General features: G+C 31.8%; 20 protein-coding genes and 2 other annotated features. Of the genes, 5 read left to right on the top strand and 15 right to left on the bottom strand.

Annotated features, from left to right (window positions below; all coding sequences use genetic code 11):
* Positions 1-40: 40 nt before the first annotated feature.
* From ACFWM3_RS00860 to ACFWM3_RS00840, 5 genes are all read right to left on the bottom strand, one after another.
* Complete coding sequence (locus tag ACFWM3_RS00860; protein WP_082459539.1) at positions 41-1,366, bottom strand: Na+/H+ antiporter NhaC family protein; 1,326 nt, start codon at positions 1,364-1,366, stop codon at positions 41-43.
* Positions 1,367-1,546: 180 nt separating this feature from the next.
* On the bottom strand, positions 1,547-1,675 hold the full coding sequence (locus tag ACFWM3_RS00855; RefSeq protein WP_286131731.1) for a hypothetical protein: 129 nt from the start codon (positions 1,673-1,675) through the stop codon (positions 1,547-1,549).
* Positions 1,676-1,890: 215 nt separating this feature from the next.
* Positions 1,891-2,565: a GNAT family N-acetyltransferase gene (locus tag ACFWM3_RS00850; RefSeq protein ID WP_390309713.1), complete on the bottom strand. Its 675-nt coding sequence runs from the start codon at positions 2,563-2,565 to the stop codon at positions 1,891-1,893.
* Between the two features lie 57 nt (positions 2,566-2,622).
* A complete protein-coding gene (locus ACFWM3_RS00845) occupies positions 2,623-3,597 on the bottom strand; it encodes an HD domain-containing protein (RefSeq protein ID WP_056473464.1) in 975 nt (324 codons plus the stop codon).
* A gap of 19 nt (positions 3,598-3,616) precedes the next feature.
* Positions 3,617-4,507, bottom strand: a complete 891-nt coding sequence (locus ACFWM3_RS00840; RefSeq protein WP_390309711.1) for a PhzF family phenazine biosynthesis protein — start codon at positions 4,505-4,507, stop codon at positions 3,617-3,619.
* Positions 4,508-4,721: 214 nt separating this feature from the next.
* Here ACFWM3_RS00840 and ACFWM3_RS00835 point away from each other — a divergent pair, with 214 nt between their 5' ends.
* Positions 4,722-5,195, top strand: coding sequence for a hypothetical protein (locus ACFWM3_RS00835; RefSeq protein WP_390309709.1), 474 nt, complete (start codon positions 4,722-4,724; stop codon positions 5,193-5,195).
* A gap of 189 nt (positions 5,196-5,384) precedes the next feature.
* Positions 5,385-5,858 (top strand): pentapeptide repeat-containing protein, encoded by a 474-nt coding sequence (locus ACFWM3_RS00830; protein ID WP_390309707.1) that lies wholly within the window; start codon positions 5,385-5,387, stop codon positions 5,856-5,858.
* A 512-nt stretch (positions 5,859-6,370) separates the two neighbouring features.
* Here the strand turns inward: ACFWM3_RS00830 and ACFWM3_RS00825 are convergent.
* From ACFWM3_RS00825 to ACFWM3_RS00785, 9 genes are all read right to left on the bottom strand, one after another.
* A complete protein-coding gene (locus tag ACFWM3_RS00825; RefSeq protein WP_390309705.1) occupies positions 6,371-7,189 on the bottom strand; it encodes a DUF2935 domain-containing protein in 819 nt (272 codons plus the stop codon).
* A 173-nt stretch (positions 7,190-7,362) separates the two neighbouring features.
* Positions 7,363-7,926, bottom strand: a complete 564-nt coding sequence (locus ACFWM3_RS00820) for an FAD-dependent oxidoreductase (RefSeq protein WP_390309703.1) — start codon at positions 7,924-7,926, stop codon at positions 7,363-7,365.
* 97 nt (positions 7,927-8,023) lie between these two features.
* Positions 8,024-8,398: a DoxX family protein gene (locus ACFWM3_RS00815; protein ID WP_056473454.1), complete on the bottom strand. Its 375-nt coding sequence runs from the start codon at positions 8,396-8,398 to the stop codon at positions 8,024-8,026.
* A gap of 257 nt (positions 8,399-8,655) precedes the next feature.
* On the bottom strand, positions 8,656-8,802 hold the full coding sequence (locus tag ACFWM3_RS00810) for a hypothetical protein (protein ID WP_390309701.1): 147 nt from the start codon (positions 8,800-8,802) through the stop codon (positions 8,656-8,658).
* A gap of 54 nt (positions 8,803-8,856) precedes the next feature.
* Positions 8,857-9,093, bottom strand: coding sequence for an RrF2 family transcriptional regulator (locus ACFWM3_RS00805; protein WP_390309700.1), 237 nt, complete (start codon positions 9,091-9,093; stop codon positions 8,857-8,859).
* Positions 9,094-9,250: 157 nt separating this feature from the next.
* Positions 9,251-10,027 carry an arylamine N-acetyltransferase family protein gene (locus ACFWM3_RS00800; protein WP_390309698.1) on the bottom strand — a complete coding sequence of 259 codons (777 nt, stop codon included), beginning with the start codon at positions 10,025-10,027 and terminating at the stop codon, positions 9,251-9,253.
* A gap of 114 nt (positions 10,028-10,141) precedes the next feature.
* The gene (locus ACFWM3_RS00795) at positions 10,142-10,558 is read right to left on the bottom strand and encodes a GNAT family N-acetyltransferase (protein ID WP_056473448.1); all 417 of its coding nucleotides are present in this window, start codon (positions 10,556-10,558) and stop codon (positions 10,142-10,144) included.
* A 408-nt stretch (positions 10,559-10,966) separates the two neighbouring features.
* Entirely contained in the window at positions 10,967-11,839 is an 873-nt protein-coding gene (locus ACFWM3_RS00790) for an AraC family transcriptional regulator (protein WP_390309695.1), read from the bottom strand.
* A 137-nt stretch (positions 11,840-11,976) separates the two neighbouring features.
* Positions 11,977-13,188: a multidrug efflux MFS transporter gene (locus ACFWM3_RS00785; RefSeq protein ID WP_056473442.1), complete on the bottom strand. Its 1,212-nt coding sequence runs from the start codon at positions 13,186-13,188 to the stop codon at positions 11,977-11,979.
* A gap of 322 nt (positions 13,189-13,510) precedes the next feature.
* Between ACFWM3_RS00785 and ACFWM3_RS00780 the strand changes: the two genes are divergently transcribed.
* Positions 13,511-14,086: a TetR/AcrR family transcriptional regulator gene (locus ACFWM3_RS00780; RefSeq protein WP_390309693.1), complete on the top strand. Its 576-nt coding sequence runs from the start codon at positions 13,511-13,513 to the stop codon at positions 14,084-14,086.
* A gap of 117 nt (positions 14,087-14,203) precedes the next feature.
* On the top strand, positions 14,204-14,944 hold the full coding sequence (locus ACFWM3_RS00775) for an MBL fold metallo-hydrolase (RefSeq protein ID WP_390309691.1): 741 nt from the start codon (positions 14,204-14,206) through the stop codon (positions 14,942-14,944).
* 49 nt (positions 14,945-14,993) lie between these two features.
* On the opposite strand, the gene ACFWM3_RS00770 is transcribed toward ACFWM3_RS00775, so the two are convergent.
* On the bottom strand, positions 14,994-16,322 hold the full coding sequence (locus ACFWM3_RS00770) for an amino acid permease (RefSeq protein WP_390309689.1): 1,329 nt from the start codon (positions 16,320-16,322) through the stop codon (positions 14,994-14,996).
* A 60-nt stretch (positions 16,323-16,382) separates the two neighbouring features.
* Positions 16,383-16,609: a binding site (T-box leader), on the bottom strand.
* 43 nt (positions 16,610-16,652) lie between these two features.
* Positions 16,653-16,883, bottom strand: a binding site (T-box leader).
* A 189-nt stretch (positions 16,884-17,072) separates the two neighbouring features.
* On the opposite strand from ACFWM3_RS00770, the gene ACFWM3_RS00765 reads away from it, so the two are divergent.
* The gene (locus tag ACFWM3_RS00765) at positions 17,073-17,558 is read left to right on the top strand and encodes a GNAT family N-acetyltransferase (RefSeq protein WP_056473433.1); all 486 of its coding nucleotides are present in this window, start codon (positions 17,073-17,075) and stop codon (positions 17,556-17,558) included.
* Positions 17,559-17,567: the final 9 nt, after the last annotated feature.

Genomic DNA, 17,567 nt, shown 5'->3' with positions numbered 1-17,567 from the left:
GCTATTTATCTCTTTTTCTATGTTTTCACCCTTAAACTGATTAAGAACTGACCTCATACTTAGTTTCGTATGTCTTAACTTTTTTAAACACATTGATGAAAATCGTTAAGCATGGAAGAAGCCATAAGAATATTGCATAAGGTAAATACTCATGTAATTTCATATTAATGACTGTACTACTCATGATCGCAAGTACATTCCATGGTATCATCGCTGGAAATAATAAAGTTGTATCCGCCATTAACCGAGCCAATTCCTCTTTGTTATATTTATTTGACCAATGTGCTAAAAAAGAGCGTCCTGTTAAAATAATAGGCATCGTTTGGTTACCTGCTATTACGCATATAACTGCTGTAGCACCAATTGTTTTCAAAGAATCGGATAGCATTGAAGTTGAGGTTTGAAGCCATTTATCTAGCATAGGTTGAATGATATTAAGCTCCTCCAATAACGCATTATAAATTCCTGCTACAGCAATAAACAATAACAAGCTATACATATGACTTAGCCCTCCACCAAGTCCATTAATTCCGTGCCAAAAAGAATTCACAATTTTACTAAAAGAAATTCCATTAAATAAAGCTATTAAACTACCAGACAAAATACTAATGACATACGAATAAATAATATTGATTCTAAATAAAACAAGTACAACTAATAAGATCGGTGGAATAAATTGAATGAACGTAATGTCATTATTACTCACGATTTCATGATGTGTCTGAGTAATTCCTTGCGCAAATTGTAAATCCATTACGCTAAAAAATAAGATTGTAATGATTACAGCAGTAATTGATGTTAAGAGCATCGCTTTACCTTGTTTTTTGACAGTTGTTTCAAGAATGTTAGCTAAAAGTTGATGTGCGCTTGAAAAAGGTGACGTGCGATCACCGACAAATGCGCCAGAAATAACAGCTCCAGCCGATATTTCCACAGGTATATGCAGTAATATAGCACTACTAATAAGAGGAACTCCTAAAGCACTTAATGTTCCAATCGACGAGCCCAAAATCATTGAAAAAATCATCGTCGTTAAAAAACAAAAGACAAAAAAGTGATGTGGATTGATCGCCTGTAAAGTAATCGAAACCATCGATGTGATCGTTCCTGATAGATACCAAGATGGAAGTAAAAAGCTAATTAAAAATAAGATAAAGAGTACAATTTTAACTTTTCCCATTCCTTGGTAGCTTAACTTCATAATATTTCTAACTTCATATCCTCTTTTTAAACTTAATACGATTAAAAAAATTAATCCTGGTAAAATTCCAAATACGAGAGAGATATGTAATATGACGGAACTAATAATTCCAGTCAAAGTTACTAATATTAGGAAACTTGCCTGTTTAACTGAATATTGATCCATCAAATGCCCTTCTTTCAAGCAGATTTATTACACTCAAATTGATTAAATGTCATTCATAATTATATAAGCTTTCAAGTAATAATACACATATATTTAAATTAAAAAGCACTACTTCAATTTAAGAAGTAATGCTACTTATTGTTCTTAAATAATTGATAGCCACTTCTTTAGTCATTTTAATTACATTTCCTTTAGTGGAATATCTATTAATTTTAAGTAATTACCCGTTTCTGTCGATTTAAAAATTCTAATGAATTCTACATTAATTGTTTCAGTAGGAGTTAGTTCTTGTTTAGCTTTTATTGCCATATCGTTTAACTCTAAATTTGTTAAGCCAAAATGTGCTTTCACAGTAATATGTGGTTCGACGCATTCAACTAGTCTATTATTCTCCCATTGGTGTTGGAATTTTACTATTTTTTCTTTAAATCATCTGGTGTACTATCCCGATAAAGTATTGCATTTAAATCCTCCTTTAAGAGAATTATTTCTTAAAATAGGTCAATACACCTTATACATATCCTTTAACTAAAATGTAAATCCGTTCCATATTGTACTAATTGTAATTTTCGCGCGACGGCCTGTGATGCATAATTATCCCAAGAAGTACTATACAAAGCAGTTCGTCCTTGGCCTTGAATGTCCGCGGCCCATGCATTTGAAACGATTAAACCATACTCTTTTCCACGAAAATCCTCGAGTGTATATACGCTCGCTTCAGCAGCTTCGGCTGATTGTCTGGCACTACAGCAGATCGACACAGCTATGTCATTTTCAATAATTGCATAACATGGATTTTTCCATTCTAGCTCCTCATATGTATAAGGAAAGTTTGGTAATAAATATTGTTTATTTGCCTGGGTAATTTTGATTGCTTTCGATGATGTTTTGCCAACTGTTTGAAATACATATGCCGGACCCATCCATAAACTGTCTATCTGATGATTTTTACTCAAAATCTGCATGATATTTACTAACGGTATACTAGAGTTTGTATCTAAGGCTTTCTCTAATTCAATTAGTTCCTCTTTTTTAAGACAATCTAAAAACCTTTTTACATATCCAATTTTGGTGCTTCCTATATAAAACCTTGGTGCTTTTGTATATGGTGGTTCATTTATTTGTGTTATTTTTCCAACTTCATTGTGTTTAAATAATACGTTAATATGCATTTCCATAAGTTCTAGCTCTGATTTCAAAAGGACTCCCCCTAGCTTCAAACTAGTTAATTTACATACTTAAATTTTCTTTTTACCCTATCTTTTAATTTTTACAAATGTTCCTTTTTCGGACTTTTCAATTGCGGCCTTATTCATTTTAGTAATATTATCTGATAAAAGTGATGATTGTTGGACAGTTTTACCGTCTAATGATACAGAAACATCGATAATCCTTCTTTTAGCTTTTCTATGAATATCATAATCCTGATCATTTTCTTCGAGCTCAACTTTTGCATATAAACTGTTTATTAATTCTAGTATTTCTTTATCATTGCTTTCTTGAATTAATTTCATTAACTGCATATCATCCAGTAATAAATCGTTTAACTTAATAATTTCTTTTTGTAATGCAAGATTAATAATCTTTGCAAGTGAATCGTAAGAATAGATGCTGATTGGACCTAAAAAATAATCAATAGCAAGTTTATAATAAATAACTGTAAACCACTCCGCCATTTCAATAGAGTTTACACAGATTTCTCCATCTACAATAACTAATGAATTTAAAAACGCTTCAATTTCTTTTTTAGGTGTTCCAAAATATGTATGCATATCTCTTAATGTATAATCTATTCGGTCTGCACATAGCTTCGGAAGCTCTTTTTCAAGTATTTCCCATTTATCTATATCAAAAATTTCTTTAATATCAATATGATATTTTTCAAGTATTGAAGGGATCTCCGAATCTATAATTACTTTTTCAAAGATTGTTTCATGATAATTTTCTTCGCTATTATCAAAAACATAATCAATAACATGAGAAAATGCTGTGTGAGAAACATCATGTAATAAACCCGCTATTTGTTCCTCAAGAGAGCCCCCTAACTTTTTTATTAACAACATAACACCAATAGAATGGTCATATCGAGTTCCATTAAAGTGATGATCCACTAAAAAGGTAGCACCAGCTTGATGAATTTTTTTTAACCGTTGAATTGGTTTTGTATCGATTAATTCAACAAGAACTTGATCAATATTGTATTGTCCATATAGTCTATCGCTCAAAATCATACTGTACTCCTTTTAAATATTAAATTTGAAATTCCATCTCCTTAACATAAACAGCGTTCCCAGTAATTTCTATGTCATAAGTCGTAATTACTTTTTTTACATTTACTTTTACACGTCCGTCTTTTTGAATTTCAGTACCTTGCTCAACAACTAATTCAATTGCATCATTAACATCTTTATTAATATATTTAGCATAATAAGCTCCCATTATCCCAGAGGCAGTACCTGTAACCGGATCTTCAATCGTTCCCGAAAACGCAGAAGAAAAATGACGTGCATGAAAATCAGCATTTGAATCATATGTTTCTAAGCAAAACGGATGAACCGACGCTTTTGGAATTTCATTCAAAATACTAGGAAAAAGTAGATTATTAGGTTTCATCTTTTCAAATGAAGATAATTTTTTTATTGGTAAAAGTAAATTCCAGGCACCTGTACTCCCATAAAGAGTTGGTAGACTTTTATCGATTTCTTCTACAGTAAGACCAATTGAGGACGCTACATCATCAATTGAACCTTTAAACTCTACAAATTCTGGTTGTTTTTGTTTCATCGTTATATAGATCTCATTATTCGAATTATGAATCTTGATTGGCAAAATACCAGCCTTTGTTTCAATTGTTAACTCACTTTTAAACTCAATTACCCCTCTAGTAACCAAAGCATATATTACTGCCATTGTCCCGTGACCACATAAATCCATTTCATGCCCCGGTGTAAAATAACGAATTTTATAATCAGCAACCTTCGAATTTAATAGAAATGAAGTTTCATTAAATCCCACTTGTTTCGCAATATCCTGCATTTCATAATCAGTCAAAGAATCACAATCTAAAACGACACCAGCTGGATTTCCTTTATTGGGCACTTTACTAAAAGCATCGTAATGGTATACAGTAATACTTTTCATTTTCCCACCTCATTTAGTTTTTAGGTAAATCTATTCTCTAATATTAATTTAAAAATAATATTAATTTTATGAGATTGCTAGAATAGTGCTTATATTCAATTATTTTATAATATACATTATTAAATTGATAAATTAAACCGTTTACATTTTTCTAATATTTTTATTTTGAAAGTTTGATAAAATAGTAATAATCATTAAAATTTTGGAGGAAAATATGTCATTATTCATAACAGCTTTCGGAGTAAAACTTATACTATGCTTAGCATTTACCTTAATCTGCTTCTTAATTGCATGGCCAATTGGATTATATTTTCGATACAAGGATGCGCAGAAAATGAAAGAAGTATTGCGTGACCAACCAATTAATCGCCGCAATTACTGGCTTAAACAATTCTTAAAATTAAGTATATCAATTATAGTTTTATATTTTATATCTTTTTTAATTGCACTTTATTTTGATATGCCATTTTCATCTACTGCACCGTTTGTCGGTCTATTTGCTCTATTACTCATGCTTTATATTAAATTTGCCCCACGTACAACTGGTGAAGCAACACCTGATATTGATGGATGGCATACAACATCTGTAATCATCGATCCTGATGAATATTTCACTTCAACAGGAGCAACTATTATTTTTGGATCTTTTATCTTTACAGCCTTTGAATTTATAAGCGTTCTATATTAATTTCCTTAGCAATTATTTTATATTTTTCCTTAATAAAGCATTAATGATCAAACTGATTATTAATGCTTTATTTTATTATTTTTTTCATTTACATGGTTAGTTGTCGAAAATAAAAATGATTAAGAGTGAAGGGATTCTCAGGAAAAAAGTTAAATATATTCAATTATCAAAGCTTTAGGAGGAGACCAAATGTCAAATTGGAAGACTGCATTATTTGAGTTACAAAAAACGGATATGTCTTTTTCAACATTTAATGAAGTAAGAGCTGAGAACTTAGACTTTAATAATGTAAGCTTGGCGAACTCGAAATTTAAAAATGCAAACATGAGAAATCTCGAATTGAATGATGTGAATTTATTTGGAGCTCGAATTTCAGATGTTAATTTATCTAATACTAAAATAGCAAATGGAAATTTAAGAGACTTAGTAATTGATCATGTTCATTTAACTGGTACATGCTTCCGCAATATTGTCATTCCGGAGGATCTAAATCAAAACGATCACTCTAATTCTATTAAATTTGAGAAATGCAATTTAACAACTAGTCAGTTCACAGACTGTGATTTAAGTCATGTCGAAATTAATAATTGCAATTTATCAGGATTGAAAATTAATGGCATTTTAGTTGAGGATTTGTTAAAGAGTTATAGAGAGAGAAAGTAATTTCTACATAAAAAGATCCAAAACGTGTTATGAGTAAGGTAGTTTCGTCTTTTTGCATTTTTGCTTACCCATGAACCACTCATGAGTAACCTTTTTTCTTCTTTTTGCTGTTTTACTTACTCATGAACCACTCATGAGTAACCTTTTTTCTTCTTTTTGCTGTTTTACTTTCTCATGAACCACTCATGAGTAACCTTTTTAATTCTTTTTGCTGTTTTACTTACTCATGGACCACTCATGAGTAACCTTTTTAATTCTTTTTGCTGTTTTACTTTCTCATGAACCACTTATGAGTAACCTTTTTTCTTCTTTTTGCTGTTTTACTTACTCATGAACCACTCATGAGTAACCTATATTCTTGTACTTACTTTTATACTTACCCATGAGCCTTTTATGAGTAAGGATTTTTATATTTTTGCTTTTTTCACCGATGTGATCTTTCAACGCGCAATAAAAAAAGAATCTTTAATCAGATTCTTTTTTCGTGTCTATTTTGTTAGCTCGCGTTGTTCTTAATGGTCGTCCAGTACAATAGTTCTGTTTCCATTCCCGGTTAACTGTGCTTCGAACGCGTCAATTATATGCAAAAATCGATCTGCTTCTCTAAATACATGGTCTGCTAGCAGTGGGTGAATGATACTTTTAATTCTACAAGCTTCTATTAGGTCGCGTGCTGTTTTCTTAAAATCTCTAAGTGATTTTACCGATACACGGTTTTCATCAAGGAATTGGTCAAGTATAGGAACTGTTTCCGATTGTGGTCTCATTGATTCTAAATCTACGGCTTGGTATAAAAGCTGATCAAAATCATGACTAAATTCCCTCGCTTGATCTACTAATTTTCTTTCCGACGGATCTAATAAATGTCCAATAAATTTTGCATGGTCTGCCATAATTCTTAAAAAGAAAACATTTTCTTGGATAATTGCAGCAGGTAGCGGTTGAAGTTGACCATTATTTAGTTCAGTCAAGCGATTTGCAAAATAAGCAGCTTCCCTACTTGTATGGTCAACTAATAAAGGAAAGTTATTGCCCGTTATTTTACAAGTTAGGAGTAAATTAAGAATTTTACGCTTATAAGCCCAAATCATAGAAGCTGCTTGATGAACCTCATTATTAAACTGTTTAATTTGCTGAGGATCCGTTTGAAGCGAAAATGATTGGGCCTTATTTCCAATTCCTTCAAAGAGCTGATAAAAGTGATCTGCTTCTTGAATTAATTCAGTATCATCACAATTAAATCCTAATTTAAGAAATAGAGAATGCTCTTTCATAATCCTAGACCAAAACAGAATCTCATCTAAAGAACGTGCTATAAATGCATCCGACAAATCGGACCCCTCCTAACATAATTTATTTCACTTCCTAATATATTGATGAAAAAATGAATTATTACAGATACATCTTTATTAAGTAGAATAGCTATTAGACTACTAAAATTTTAGTTTATAAAAAAAGCATTACTTCAATAGAAGTAATGCTAGAGTATTTATTTAATCATAGATTATGATTTCAAAACATCATGATCAACATATCGTTTACCATCTAATTGACTAATCAAATTAATCGCAACTTTTGCTCCATCGCCTGCTGTAATAATCGTATGAACACTTGTTCCTGCAACAGTTCCCGCTGCCCATACTCCTTCAATATTTGTTTTACCAGTCGAATCTACATCAAGTACGGTCTTTATGCGAGGTTCTGTTCCAGCTTTAGTGTTTAGTCCTACTTTTTGAGCTAATTCCACACTTAAGCCTGTAGCTAAAATCACTTGATTTGCTTCATAAGTTGCTGTTTCAGTTTCAATATTGAAGCCATTTTCTGAACTCACAATATTACCTACAGTACCTTGAATAATTTCAGCTCCAAATTTTCTAACTTGATTTTTTCCTGTTTCTATTAAATCTGGACCCGTAATTTCTGAAACCCCATAATGATTTTCAATCCATGCTTTTTTCGTTATACTCTTGTCGTTGTCTAATACTAAAGTTTTTTTACCAGCTTTTGCTGCAAATAAAGCAGCACTTGCTCCCGCTGGTCCGGCGCCGATAATTACGATATCATACATTATTAAAATCGCTCCTTTTTACATATAAGATTGATTTAAGTACTGTAATTATTATTCTGTCGTCGCCTTAATAATCCCTGCATGAATTGATCGTAAATTAATTAAATCCCGGGAAACTTGAGAGATCAGAATAATTAATCCATAAAAGTACAAACGCAATAATACCTAATAATAATATTGTAAAAGTTTGTTTAAACGAGTCCTTAACACGGATATGTGCTATTATTCCACCGATAGCTACAACTCCTAATAATAAACCACCCGCTGGAACCCAACTTTCTTCCCAAAATCCAATAATCAATGAAACTGCCCCAACTAATTCTACTAATCCGGTAATTACTCTGAACCATTGTGCTAATTTTAAGTGATTAAAACTTTCAACACTCGTTTTTGAACCAAAAACTTTCCCTAACCCAGCAATTAAAAACATAAGAGCTAATAAAATTTGCAAGATAATTGATAAAATATCCATTTTTTATCACCCCTTTACTAATATATATGCAATTGAAAAAAGCACATATTACTCCAAAAGTAACTATTCAATGTAAAATTTTGATTAGAATGGTTACTACAATCAGTAAAAATAGTTAGAGGTTTTTTAATTAGTTCATTATTCATCTTTTTTATTAGTAATCAATTAAAAAAATAATTTAGACAAAATAAAAAAGCAGTGTTACCTGCTATATTATTTTGTGCTTTTAATTCCTTATCAAGCTATTAATCTACATTTTAATCCTTAAAAAAGTCAATTCGATTCATAACATCTTCAATTGTAAATTGCTTTAAATAATCTAAAGCCTGGCGTTCGGCTTCAAATAATATTCTTTCTATTTCTAAATCTAACTGTTCTCCGGCTTCACCACAGTCAACTGACATTTCTTGTTCTATGGGAACCTTATTAACAGCAGTATAGATTTCACCTAAGGTAATTTAATCAACCGCCTTTTTTAAAATATAACCGCCTTCACGGCCACCTTTGGATTCTACAATACCTGCTGAGGATAAAGATTGCATTACTCTTCGCATGAATGTCGCATGAGAATCAACTTGCTCTGCGATCATTGCACTTGATAACATACCACCACTATTTGCCAACCAAACTATTGCATGAACTGCTATTTTAAAACGAGGTGGGCCAATATTGACACCTCTGTTTGCACTACTCATTGCTTTTCACTCCTATAATTACTTGGTTGAATACTTATTAAGCAAATGATAGAACAATAAATTTTCATAGGCAATAGAATGGTTAGAAGAATGTTATTAACAATTTTTACCATTAATTACTCAACAATTTGTTCAAAGAAGCCGTTTACTAAAAATTTTAAAGCCCAAAATGTTGCTTTGCTAATTCTTTATATCTCATTTCATCAATATCCTCTTTCGTTACCACTCCGTTAATCCATTGTGTAAAAGAAGTATTCGTTAAAGTATTATTTCCCTCATTTGTCAATTGAGTTATTAAAGGATTTTTATTAAATGGTGATTCCTCGTGCTCAGCAATAATTGTTTGAATCTCATTAAATTCGGACACGTCCGAAATCACATCGCGTGAATCAAATGCATATCCAATTCTCCAATTAGGATCTTTATGTTTTAGTTTTAACATCAAAACATAATCCCCGAATTCTGTATCCTCTTTTTTAATTCGAAACTCACCATTACTAGAAGTTATCTTCTCACCAGTAAAGGGAACTGCTTTTAAAGGAAGATTCGCTCCAAATCCCGTATCAATTAAGTATGTTTCTTCATTTTGTGTTAATAGGATCGTGACATGTGTTCTTCCAAAAGTAGGATATTTTTGAGCAATATTATCATAAACAACTCCTCTTGCTAATTTCACGTTAAACCCATTTTCAAGAAGAAATAAATAAAGCAATGAATTCAATTCATAGCAGAGACCACCTTCACTTTTTACTAATAATTTACTAATTAAATTTTCTCGGGTGATCTCATTCGTATTATTTTCTATAATACAAAGATTTTCAAAAGGTATATTTTTTGCTGTTTTTTCAAGAATGTCATTTAAATTATTAAAGTTAATCACTTCATTATCTCGTAATCCGATTCTTTTTCGAAACAATAAATTAAGCTCGCTCATTTACTATTCCTCCTGTCTCATCAAACTTTTAATTAATCATACCATTTTAGTTTAAAAGCTAAAAAAAATAAGCTGCAAAAGCAACTTCATGCCATCAAAAATTTAGATTGTCTCTTATAATCTTTTTTCAAAATAATATTGATTATACCCTTTTGGATGATTCTCAATTACGCCAAATACTTTAAAACCATGCTTCTTATAAAATTTTGGAGCTTGAAAACTAAAAGTATCTACTTTAATAAGGCGACATCCATTTTCGATTGCAAATTCTTCCATTTGATTGATTAGCTGACTACCAAAGCCTTCATGTCTATACTCCTCAGACACCCATAAGAAGTCTATAGATAAATGGTGCCAATACATCCTTCCTGTAATTCCACCTACTATTTCCTCTTGATCATTTCTAACGACAAAGCTTATTTCTTCAGATGGTGCACTCTTCTCATCTGGAAGGTTTTTAGCATTATATTCAATTACTTTTTTTCTAATAAAATCACTATCTTCTTGTACCCATTGTTTCACTATTTTCATTTTTTTCTCCCATTATTATATTCGACTTATAGCAACTAAATTTACTTATTTAATAGTACATTCTCTAAATAACGTTATTTTCCTTTTAAAACCATTCTTAACCAAGAACCCTACTGAATAAGATCGAAACAAAAAAACCTTCAAAAATTAGAAGGTTTTAATCTAAATATTATGGTATAATCTTCCAAAAGGAGTGGAATTTATATGGATAACGTGTTTTTTCCTCTATTTTCAATCATACCGATTTTGTTTTACATAGCACCTTTTGTTTTTATGATTTGGTTCCTTTTAAAATTCCTAAAAATTCAACAAGAAAAAAATCAAATTCTCAAAAGTATTTCAGATAAACTAGATCACTTAAATAACAATCAATCAGAAACTTGAAAGAGCGTATGTCTCTTTCTTTTTTTATTTTTTAGAGATTGGTATCCATATTTCGCTCTTAAAATTTGGTGATGTGATGTCTTTCTGTTCATTCCATAAAATTTCGGGACCTTCTACTTGATGGTAATCAGAGGATGGAAACCATTCAGAATAAATTCGTCCCCACACTTCTTGTAATGCATCTGGAAATTTTCCAATTGCTTCGAATACTGCCCATGTAGATGCAGGAACTTCAAGTTGAATTAACTCTTTTGGACAGTCATTTGTAGTGGCAACACCAATATAATGATCAAGCTCTCCTTTTTCTTCCATTCTACCTTCTGAAAAATTTGTTGATGCACTAATTATGCCAATCGGTTCAACATTGGAGAGTTCTTTTAGTTTCGTTATTTTTTCCATCGTTAAAGTTTTCCACATGGATGCAATTTCGGGATTAACTCCATTAAAAATAATCGGAACTCTCTTTTTTATCCCTACGATTCGAAATGCTTCTTTTTCTTCAATACGATAGTTCATTTCATTTCCCCCTTTAATTGATAATTGGAAGGTCATTCGTGGATATGCTTTGAGCGAATTGCCGTTATTTCTAGCTTCTGACGGAGTAATTCCATGTAAGTTTTGAAAGGCCCTCGAAAAGGAATCCGGAGAATTGTATCCGTATTTTAAAGCAATATCAATTATTTTCTTGTTATGATCTTTAAGTTCAAACGCAGAGGCGGTAAGGCGGCGACGACGTATATACTCTGAAAGAGAAATTCCAGCAAGAAACGAAAACATTCTTTTAAAGTGATACTCAGAACAATAAGCCCGTCTAGAAAGCTCTTTATAGTCAATCTCACTCGTCAAATTTTCTTCAATATATACTAAAGCATCATTCATATTCTTTAACAAATCCATTTTATAACCTCCTTCTTCAATAGAATAACAGGAACGAAATTAATCAATCCGACTTTTCATGCTAAGTTATGTAGGGTGTTCTCATTTACTATTTTTAAAGGGAGCCACATTAAGTAGCTCCCAAAATTTAAAACTTTTTACATCGATAATTTAAAATCTTCTTTTACATTCAATTTCTTATTAACTTTAACATAAACCAAAATTGCATTAAGTAGCAATAATGCACTTGTAACAAAAAATACATATTTCACACCTAAATATGCTCCAATTTGCCCACCTAAAACGGAACCGACAAATACACCTAAATATCCAGCTGACATGTTAAATCCAAATACTCGACCGGTAATGGCATCCGGTGTAATTCGTTTAACTAATGTATTAACAGCTGGAGTTAATCCTGCCGTTGCCAAACCTAAAATAAATCGTAGTCCCATCAATTCCCAAGCGTTTTTTACAAATGCTTGTGGAATAACCATTAAACCTGAAACGATCAGTGCAACGAATATAACTTTATGAGGACCAATTCGATCTGAAATCTTCCCTAATCTCGGAGCAGCAATAATGCTTGCCAATCCTGATGCTGAAAATGCCATACCCGCTAACAATGCAACATGTGTAGAATGAGCAGATAGCTGAGAAATGTAGACAGTAATAACTGGTTCAATCGAATAAAGAGCTATTGTTAAAACAAAAAAAGTAATGAACATTGTGATCATTAAGCTTTTATCCGGAATAAGACACCAAATTTCCTTAAACTTAAGCACTTTTTTATTTTGGTGAGTAAATGATTCTTTTACAAATAATGCTGTTGTAATAAACGCCACCATCATGAGTCCGCCTGTTACAAAAAACACATTTTGTAAGCCTACAGTCTCACCGATATAGCCTCCAATCATAGGACCAAGTAATGAACCTGCTATACTTGCAGTTGAAAGTGTACCTAATGCCGAACCCGCATGCTCTTTATCTGTTTGCGTTGCGATTAAAGTTGTACAAGCTGTACCATAACCGGTAATGACGCCTTGTAAAAGTCTTAAACCAATTAAAACATAGACATTATGTGCGAAACCCATACAAAAAATAATAATTGACATACCAAGACTTGCTCTTAAAAGCATTGGTTTTCGTCCAAACTTATCCGCTGCCAAACCCCAAATAGGAGAAAAAATTGCTGAAATAATAAAAGTTACCCCAAAAGCAATCCCAGAAAATTGACTAATTAATGCAGAATTATGAACACCAAGTTTATCAATATATAGGGGTAATACCGGACCAAGTTGGCTCATTCCGATACTCGTTACAAACATGCCAAACCAGCAGACAATCAAATTTCTTTTCCACAATAACATCATATCCCCCTCCTTTTTGATAAAAATAAAATCAATATTAAAAAGTCTCGAGAATGAGACAAATAAAAAAATAACAATGAGTTTTCATATACACATAAGACTAAACTATATTTTATAGTTTGTAAATTATATTATATAGTTTACTAATTATCATTAGAAGTGTTAAACTATTTTCTGTAAATATAGTCTCTCTTTAAAAATACTTTGTATTTAGGTATTGTATCTTTAAGGGCATAAGTTGATTGGCAGTGGAAATCAACCTAATTAATCTTAAAAAAACAATCTATCGTAAAAAACCTAAACATGAGACGGGAGCAAAAAAATGGTTCAAAAAAGAAATTTAACAAAAGAAAAAATAATTGAAGTGGCTTTTTCATTGGCTAATGAAATCGGACTTAATCAAGTTACTTTTCCAAAAATTGCAGAGAAGCTAGATATTAAATATCCATCTTTATATAACCATTTTGCGAATATGGATGATTTAAAATTGAAAATGACGATTTCTCTTTTAAATAAATTAAATTCGACTTTAATGCAAAGATTGGTCGGTAAAAGTGGTGAACAAGCGATTAGAGAAATCGCATATGTATACCGTGATTTTGCATTTGAAAATAGAACTGGTTATGGACTTTTTATGAATATCCCGAGTACAGAAAATGATGATGTTAAACGACTTGCTAGGGAAACGACTGGAATTATTCATCAAATACTAAAGTTTTATATTACGGACCCTACTTTATTGATACATCAAGGCCGAGCACTGAGAAGCATTTTACATGGATTTGTCTCGATGAATTTCCTTGGATATTTCCAACATCCAGTAAATGTAGATGATAGCTTTGATGTTATGATTGATGATTTTATTTCTTCTGTTTCAAAAACACAGGAAGTAGAATAAGTTTTTAACAACAAAAAATGTGAACACTAAACTAGGCAACTTTCTTTAGATGTCTAGTTTAGTGCTCACATAAAACAAAGGGAGGTGTGGTAAAAGCTTAGTGCTTTTACCTTCTAAATGAAAATAGATAAAGGTATTGAAACAATTGAATTAGTAATGAACTTTATGGGACAAGAAAGAATTATTCACCCAACTTTACTATGGGATGATCATGAAGTAATCTTAGTAGATACGGGAATGCCGGGACAAACTGGAGAAATTCGTGAAGCGATTGAGAGAGCCGGTCTAGAATTTAATCAACTGTCTAAAATCATCCTTACACATCAAGACATCGATCATATCGGAAGCCTTACTGAAATCTTAAAAACTGCTGATCAAAAAATTGAAGTACTAGCCCATAATGAAGACAAACCTTATATTGAAGGCGACAAAACCTTTATTAAAATGAATCCTGAACGAATTGCAAAAATGATCGAATCCCTTCCTGACGAACAAAGTCAAAAAATAAAAGCGATGTTCAATATACCACTTAATGCTAAGGTCAATACTACAGTAACTGATGAAGAAGTATTACCATATACTGGAGGAATTACTGTCATCTTTACTCCTGGACATACTCCTGGTCACATTAGTTTATATCATCATCAAAGTAAAACTCTTATTGCAGGAGATGCTCTAACTTCAGAGAATGGTGTAATCATGGGGCCAAATCCAAGTAATACACCTGATATGGATACTGCTCTTACGTCCATTAAGAAATTCACAAAATATGATATCGAAACAGTCATTTGTTACCATGGCGGAGTAGTTAATGAAAATGTAAATGAACAGCTTTTAGCATTAGCTAACAATAATTAATATACTGTAATTAATTTGGGCACCCAATAAGGTGCCCTTTTTTATGTGTTTATTGAGCTCGTTTTTTACCATTTATAAATGAACATAAAATTAATACAATTAACATTCCTAAGCATACAAAAATACTTAACCTGTTCTGTTCACTGAATGCAAATGCTACGCAACTTACACCTAAAGCAATGACTGTAAATGATGTTATATATGGAAATCCCCATACTTTAAAGTGTGGCATTTTAGTATAAGTTTTACGAAGCTTTAATTGTGCTAAACAAATGCTGATCCATACTAATGATACTGTAAATCCAGGAATCGCCATTAAATATCCGAATACGCGATCTGGAGAAAAATAAGCTACAAAAGTGCCCCCAATTAAAATAATTGCACTTACAATAACCGTATAAACTGGTACACCATTTTTAGAAATTTTTGCAAAAGCTTTTGGAGCTTCACCTTCAGTTGCTAATGAATACATCATTCGTGTACAACCATAAATCCCTGAATTTGCAGCAGATAAAACGGCTGTAATTAGAACAAAGTTCATAATATGAGCTGAACCTTGGAAACCTACTGTTGATAAAACTTGAACAAATGGACTTTCTTGATTACCAATTTCATTCCATGGAATTAATCCGCAAATAATCAGAATTGGAAGCGTGTAGAATAAAACAATTCTCCAAATAACCCCTTTTATAACTTTTGGTATTACTTTCTCTGCATCTTTTGTTTCTGTTAAAGTCAATCCAATTAATTCTGAACCACCGTAAGAAAAAATGACTATTAATAAAGCAGAAAATACTCCTGACCAGCCTTGTGGGAAAAATCCCTTATGCTGAACATAATTTTGTACATATCCACTATGATCACTTGGAATAATTCCAAATAAAATTCCAGCGCCTAACGCAATAAATAAAACAATCATTGTAATTTTAATTCCTGCAAACCAGAATTCTATTTCACCATATCGTTTAACATTCATAAAATTAACTGCCACAATAAAAATTGCACTAATAAAACTTAAAGACCATAAAGACATTGAAGGAAACCAATATTGTAGAAAGCTACCTGCTGCAATTACTTCAATCACACAAACAACTAACCACATAAAACAGTACAACCAACCAATTACGAAAGAAACTCTTGTACCAAACGCTTTACGAATAAATCCTTTCATATTCAAACCTGGGAACGCAATTGCCATTTCCGCAATCGCACTCATCACAACAAGAAGTAATAATCCAGCAAACAAATATGAAAAAATAACTGCTGGTCCTGCAATCGATACAGTTTCTGATGTTCCTTTAAAAATACCCGTGCCAATTGCTCCACCGAGTGCCATGAAACGGATATGTCTTGGTAGTAAATTTTTTTGTAATTCCATTTTCTATCTCCTCTTTCTAGCTTATAATTTTATAAAAAAAAAATCGCCCCTGCCTCTAACGACAGGGACGATTTTCACCGTGGTACCACCCTAATTGCAGAATAAAATCTGCCACTTGTTTTATTTAACGATCGATGACCGTCTTTTTCAAAGTAAATGTCGACCTTTACTACGAAAAAGATGCTCCAGGATTGTAATTCATGCTTGTTTTTGTACTGATTCACACCATCCACCAGCTCTCTTAAACAGTGAAACAAACATTACTGTATTCCCTTCATTGCATTTTCTATATTAAGTTAAAATAATAAAAAAGTCCCTACTGATTGTATCAGTAGGGACGAATTATTCGCGGTACCACCCTAGTTGCAGAAATATTCTGCCTCTTAAAATTTGATAACGATCAAATTTGACCGTTTTTCCCTCAGTAAAGATTAGACTTTACTTCGAAAAAAATAGCTCCAGGACCGAAATTCATGCTTATCTTTGTACTGATTTCCACCAACCATCAGCTCTCTATTACATTGAGATAAGTACTACTTAAATTCCCTTCATTGCTTAAAACTATATTAATCTAAAATTAGTAACTTGTTTCTTTTTTTAATATGTTTTGTATTATAGGGGTTATTTCATAATTCTGTCAACATCTTTTTATTTCATTTTGTTCAACTACTATACAAAATGCTAGTTTAAATAGTTTGTGAACTATGAAAATAATATAATATAATTAAGAAAAATGGAGGGAAGAAAATCATGCTAAACATACGAAATGTAAGATTAGAAGATTTAACTGAACTTGTAGAAATTGAGCATCTTTGTTTTTCAAAAGAAGAGGCAGCTACAAAACAGGCATTCGAAAAACGCATTAAATTAATTCCCGATAGTTTTTTTGTAGCTGAGGAGAATGGTAAATTAGTTGGTTTAGTAAACGGCCCTGTTATAAATGAGACTTTCATTACTGATGATTTATTTAGCGAAATTAAAAAAAATCCATCTACTGGTGGTCATCAAAGTATCTTAGGCATAGCAGTTTCTCCACAAAACCAAAATAAAGGGATTGCATCAAAATTGCTTTCTCATATCGAAAAAGTTTCAAAAGAACATAAGCGTGATTCAATAACTCTTACGTGTAAAGAAAACTTAATTCATTTTTACGAAAACCATGGCTTCATCAATAACGGTAGTTCTAGCTCAACACATGGTGGAGTAAAATGGTATAACATGAGTAAAAAACTGTAATAAGGCTAT

This window comes from Gottfriedia sp. NPDC058432 (assembly GCF_042721555.1).
In the GTDB taxonomy this organism is placed as follows: Bacteria; Bacillota; Bacilli; order Bacillales; family Bacillaceae_G; genus Gottfriedia.
This window is presented reverse-complemented; position numbering and strand designations above follow the sequence as displayed.

Coding starts and splice junctions, on each gene's coding strand:
- ACFWM3_RS00860 (WP_082459539.1), bottom strand. CDS start 1,366: ATGGATCAATATTCAGTTAAACAGGCAAGTTTCCTAATATTAGTAACT.
- ACFWM3_RS00855 (WP_286131731.1), bottom strand. CDS start 1,675: ATGGCAATAAAAGCTAAACAAGAACTAACTCCTACTGAAACAATTAAT.
- ACFWM3_RS00845 (WP_056473464.1), bottom strand. CDS start 3,597: ATGATTTTGAGCGATAGACTATATGGACAATACAATATTGATCAAGTT.
- ACFWM3_RS00840 (WP_390309711.1), bottom strand. CDS start 4,507: ATGAAAAGTATTACTGTATACCATTACGATGCTTTTAGTAAAGTGCCC.
- ACFWM3_RS00835 (WP_390309709.1), top strand. CDS start 4,722: ATGTCATTATTCATAACAGCTTTCGGAGTAAAACTTATACTATGCTTA.
- ACFWM3_RS00830 (WP_390309707.1), top strand. CDS start 5,385: ATGTCAAATTGGAAGACTGCATTATTTGAGTTACAAAAAACGGATATG.
- ACFWM3_RS00820 (WP_390309703.1), bottom strand. CDS start 7,926: ATGTATGATATCGTAATTATCGGCGCCGGACCAGCGGGAGCAAGTGCT.
- ACFWM3_RS00815 (WP_056473454.1), bottom strand. CDS start 8,398: ATGGATATTTTATCAATTATCTTGCAAATTTTATTAGCTCTTATGTTT.
- ACFWM3_RS00810 (WP_390309701.1), bottom strand. CDS start 8,802: ATGTCAGTTGACTGTGGTGAAGCCGGAGAACAGTTAGATTTAGAAATA.
- ACFWM3_RS00805 (WP_390309700.1), bottom strand. CDS start 9,093: ATGAGTAGTGCAAACAGAGGTGTCAATATTGGCCCACCTCGTTTTAAA.
- ACFWM3_RS00800 (WP_390309698.1), bottom strand. CDS start 10,027: ATGAGCGAGCTTAATTTATTGTTTCGAAAAAGAATCGGATTACGAGAT.
- ACFWM3_RS00795 (WP_056473448.1), bottom strand. CDS start 10,558: ATGAAAATAGTGAAACAATGGGTACAAGAAGATAGTGATTTTATTAGA.
- ACFWM3_RS00790 (WP_390309695.1), bottom strand. CDS start 11,839: ATGGATTTGTTAAAGAATATGAATGATGCTTTAGTATATATTGAAGAA.
- ACFWM3_RS00785 (WP_056473442.1), bottom strand. CDS start 13,188: ATGTTATTGTGGAAAAGAAATTTGATTGTCTGCTGGTTTGGCATGTTT.
- ACFWM3_RS00780 (WP_390309693.1), top strand. CDS start 13,511: ATGGTTCAAAAAAGAAATTTAACAAAAGAAAAAATAATTGAAGTGGCT.
- ACFWM3_RS00775 (WP_390309691.1), top strand. CDS start 14,204: ATGAAAATAGATAAAGGTATTGAAACAATTGAATTAGTAATGAACTTT.
- ACFWM3_RS00770 (WP_390309689.1), bottom strand. CDS start 16,322: ATGGAATTACAAAAAAATTTACTACCAAGACATATCCGTTTCATGGCA.
- ACFWM3_RS00765 (WP_056473433.1), top strand. CDS start 17,073: ATGCTAAACATACGAAATGTAAGATTAGAAGATTTAACTGAACTTGTA.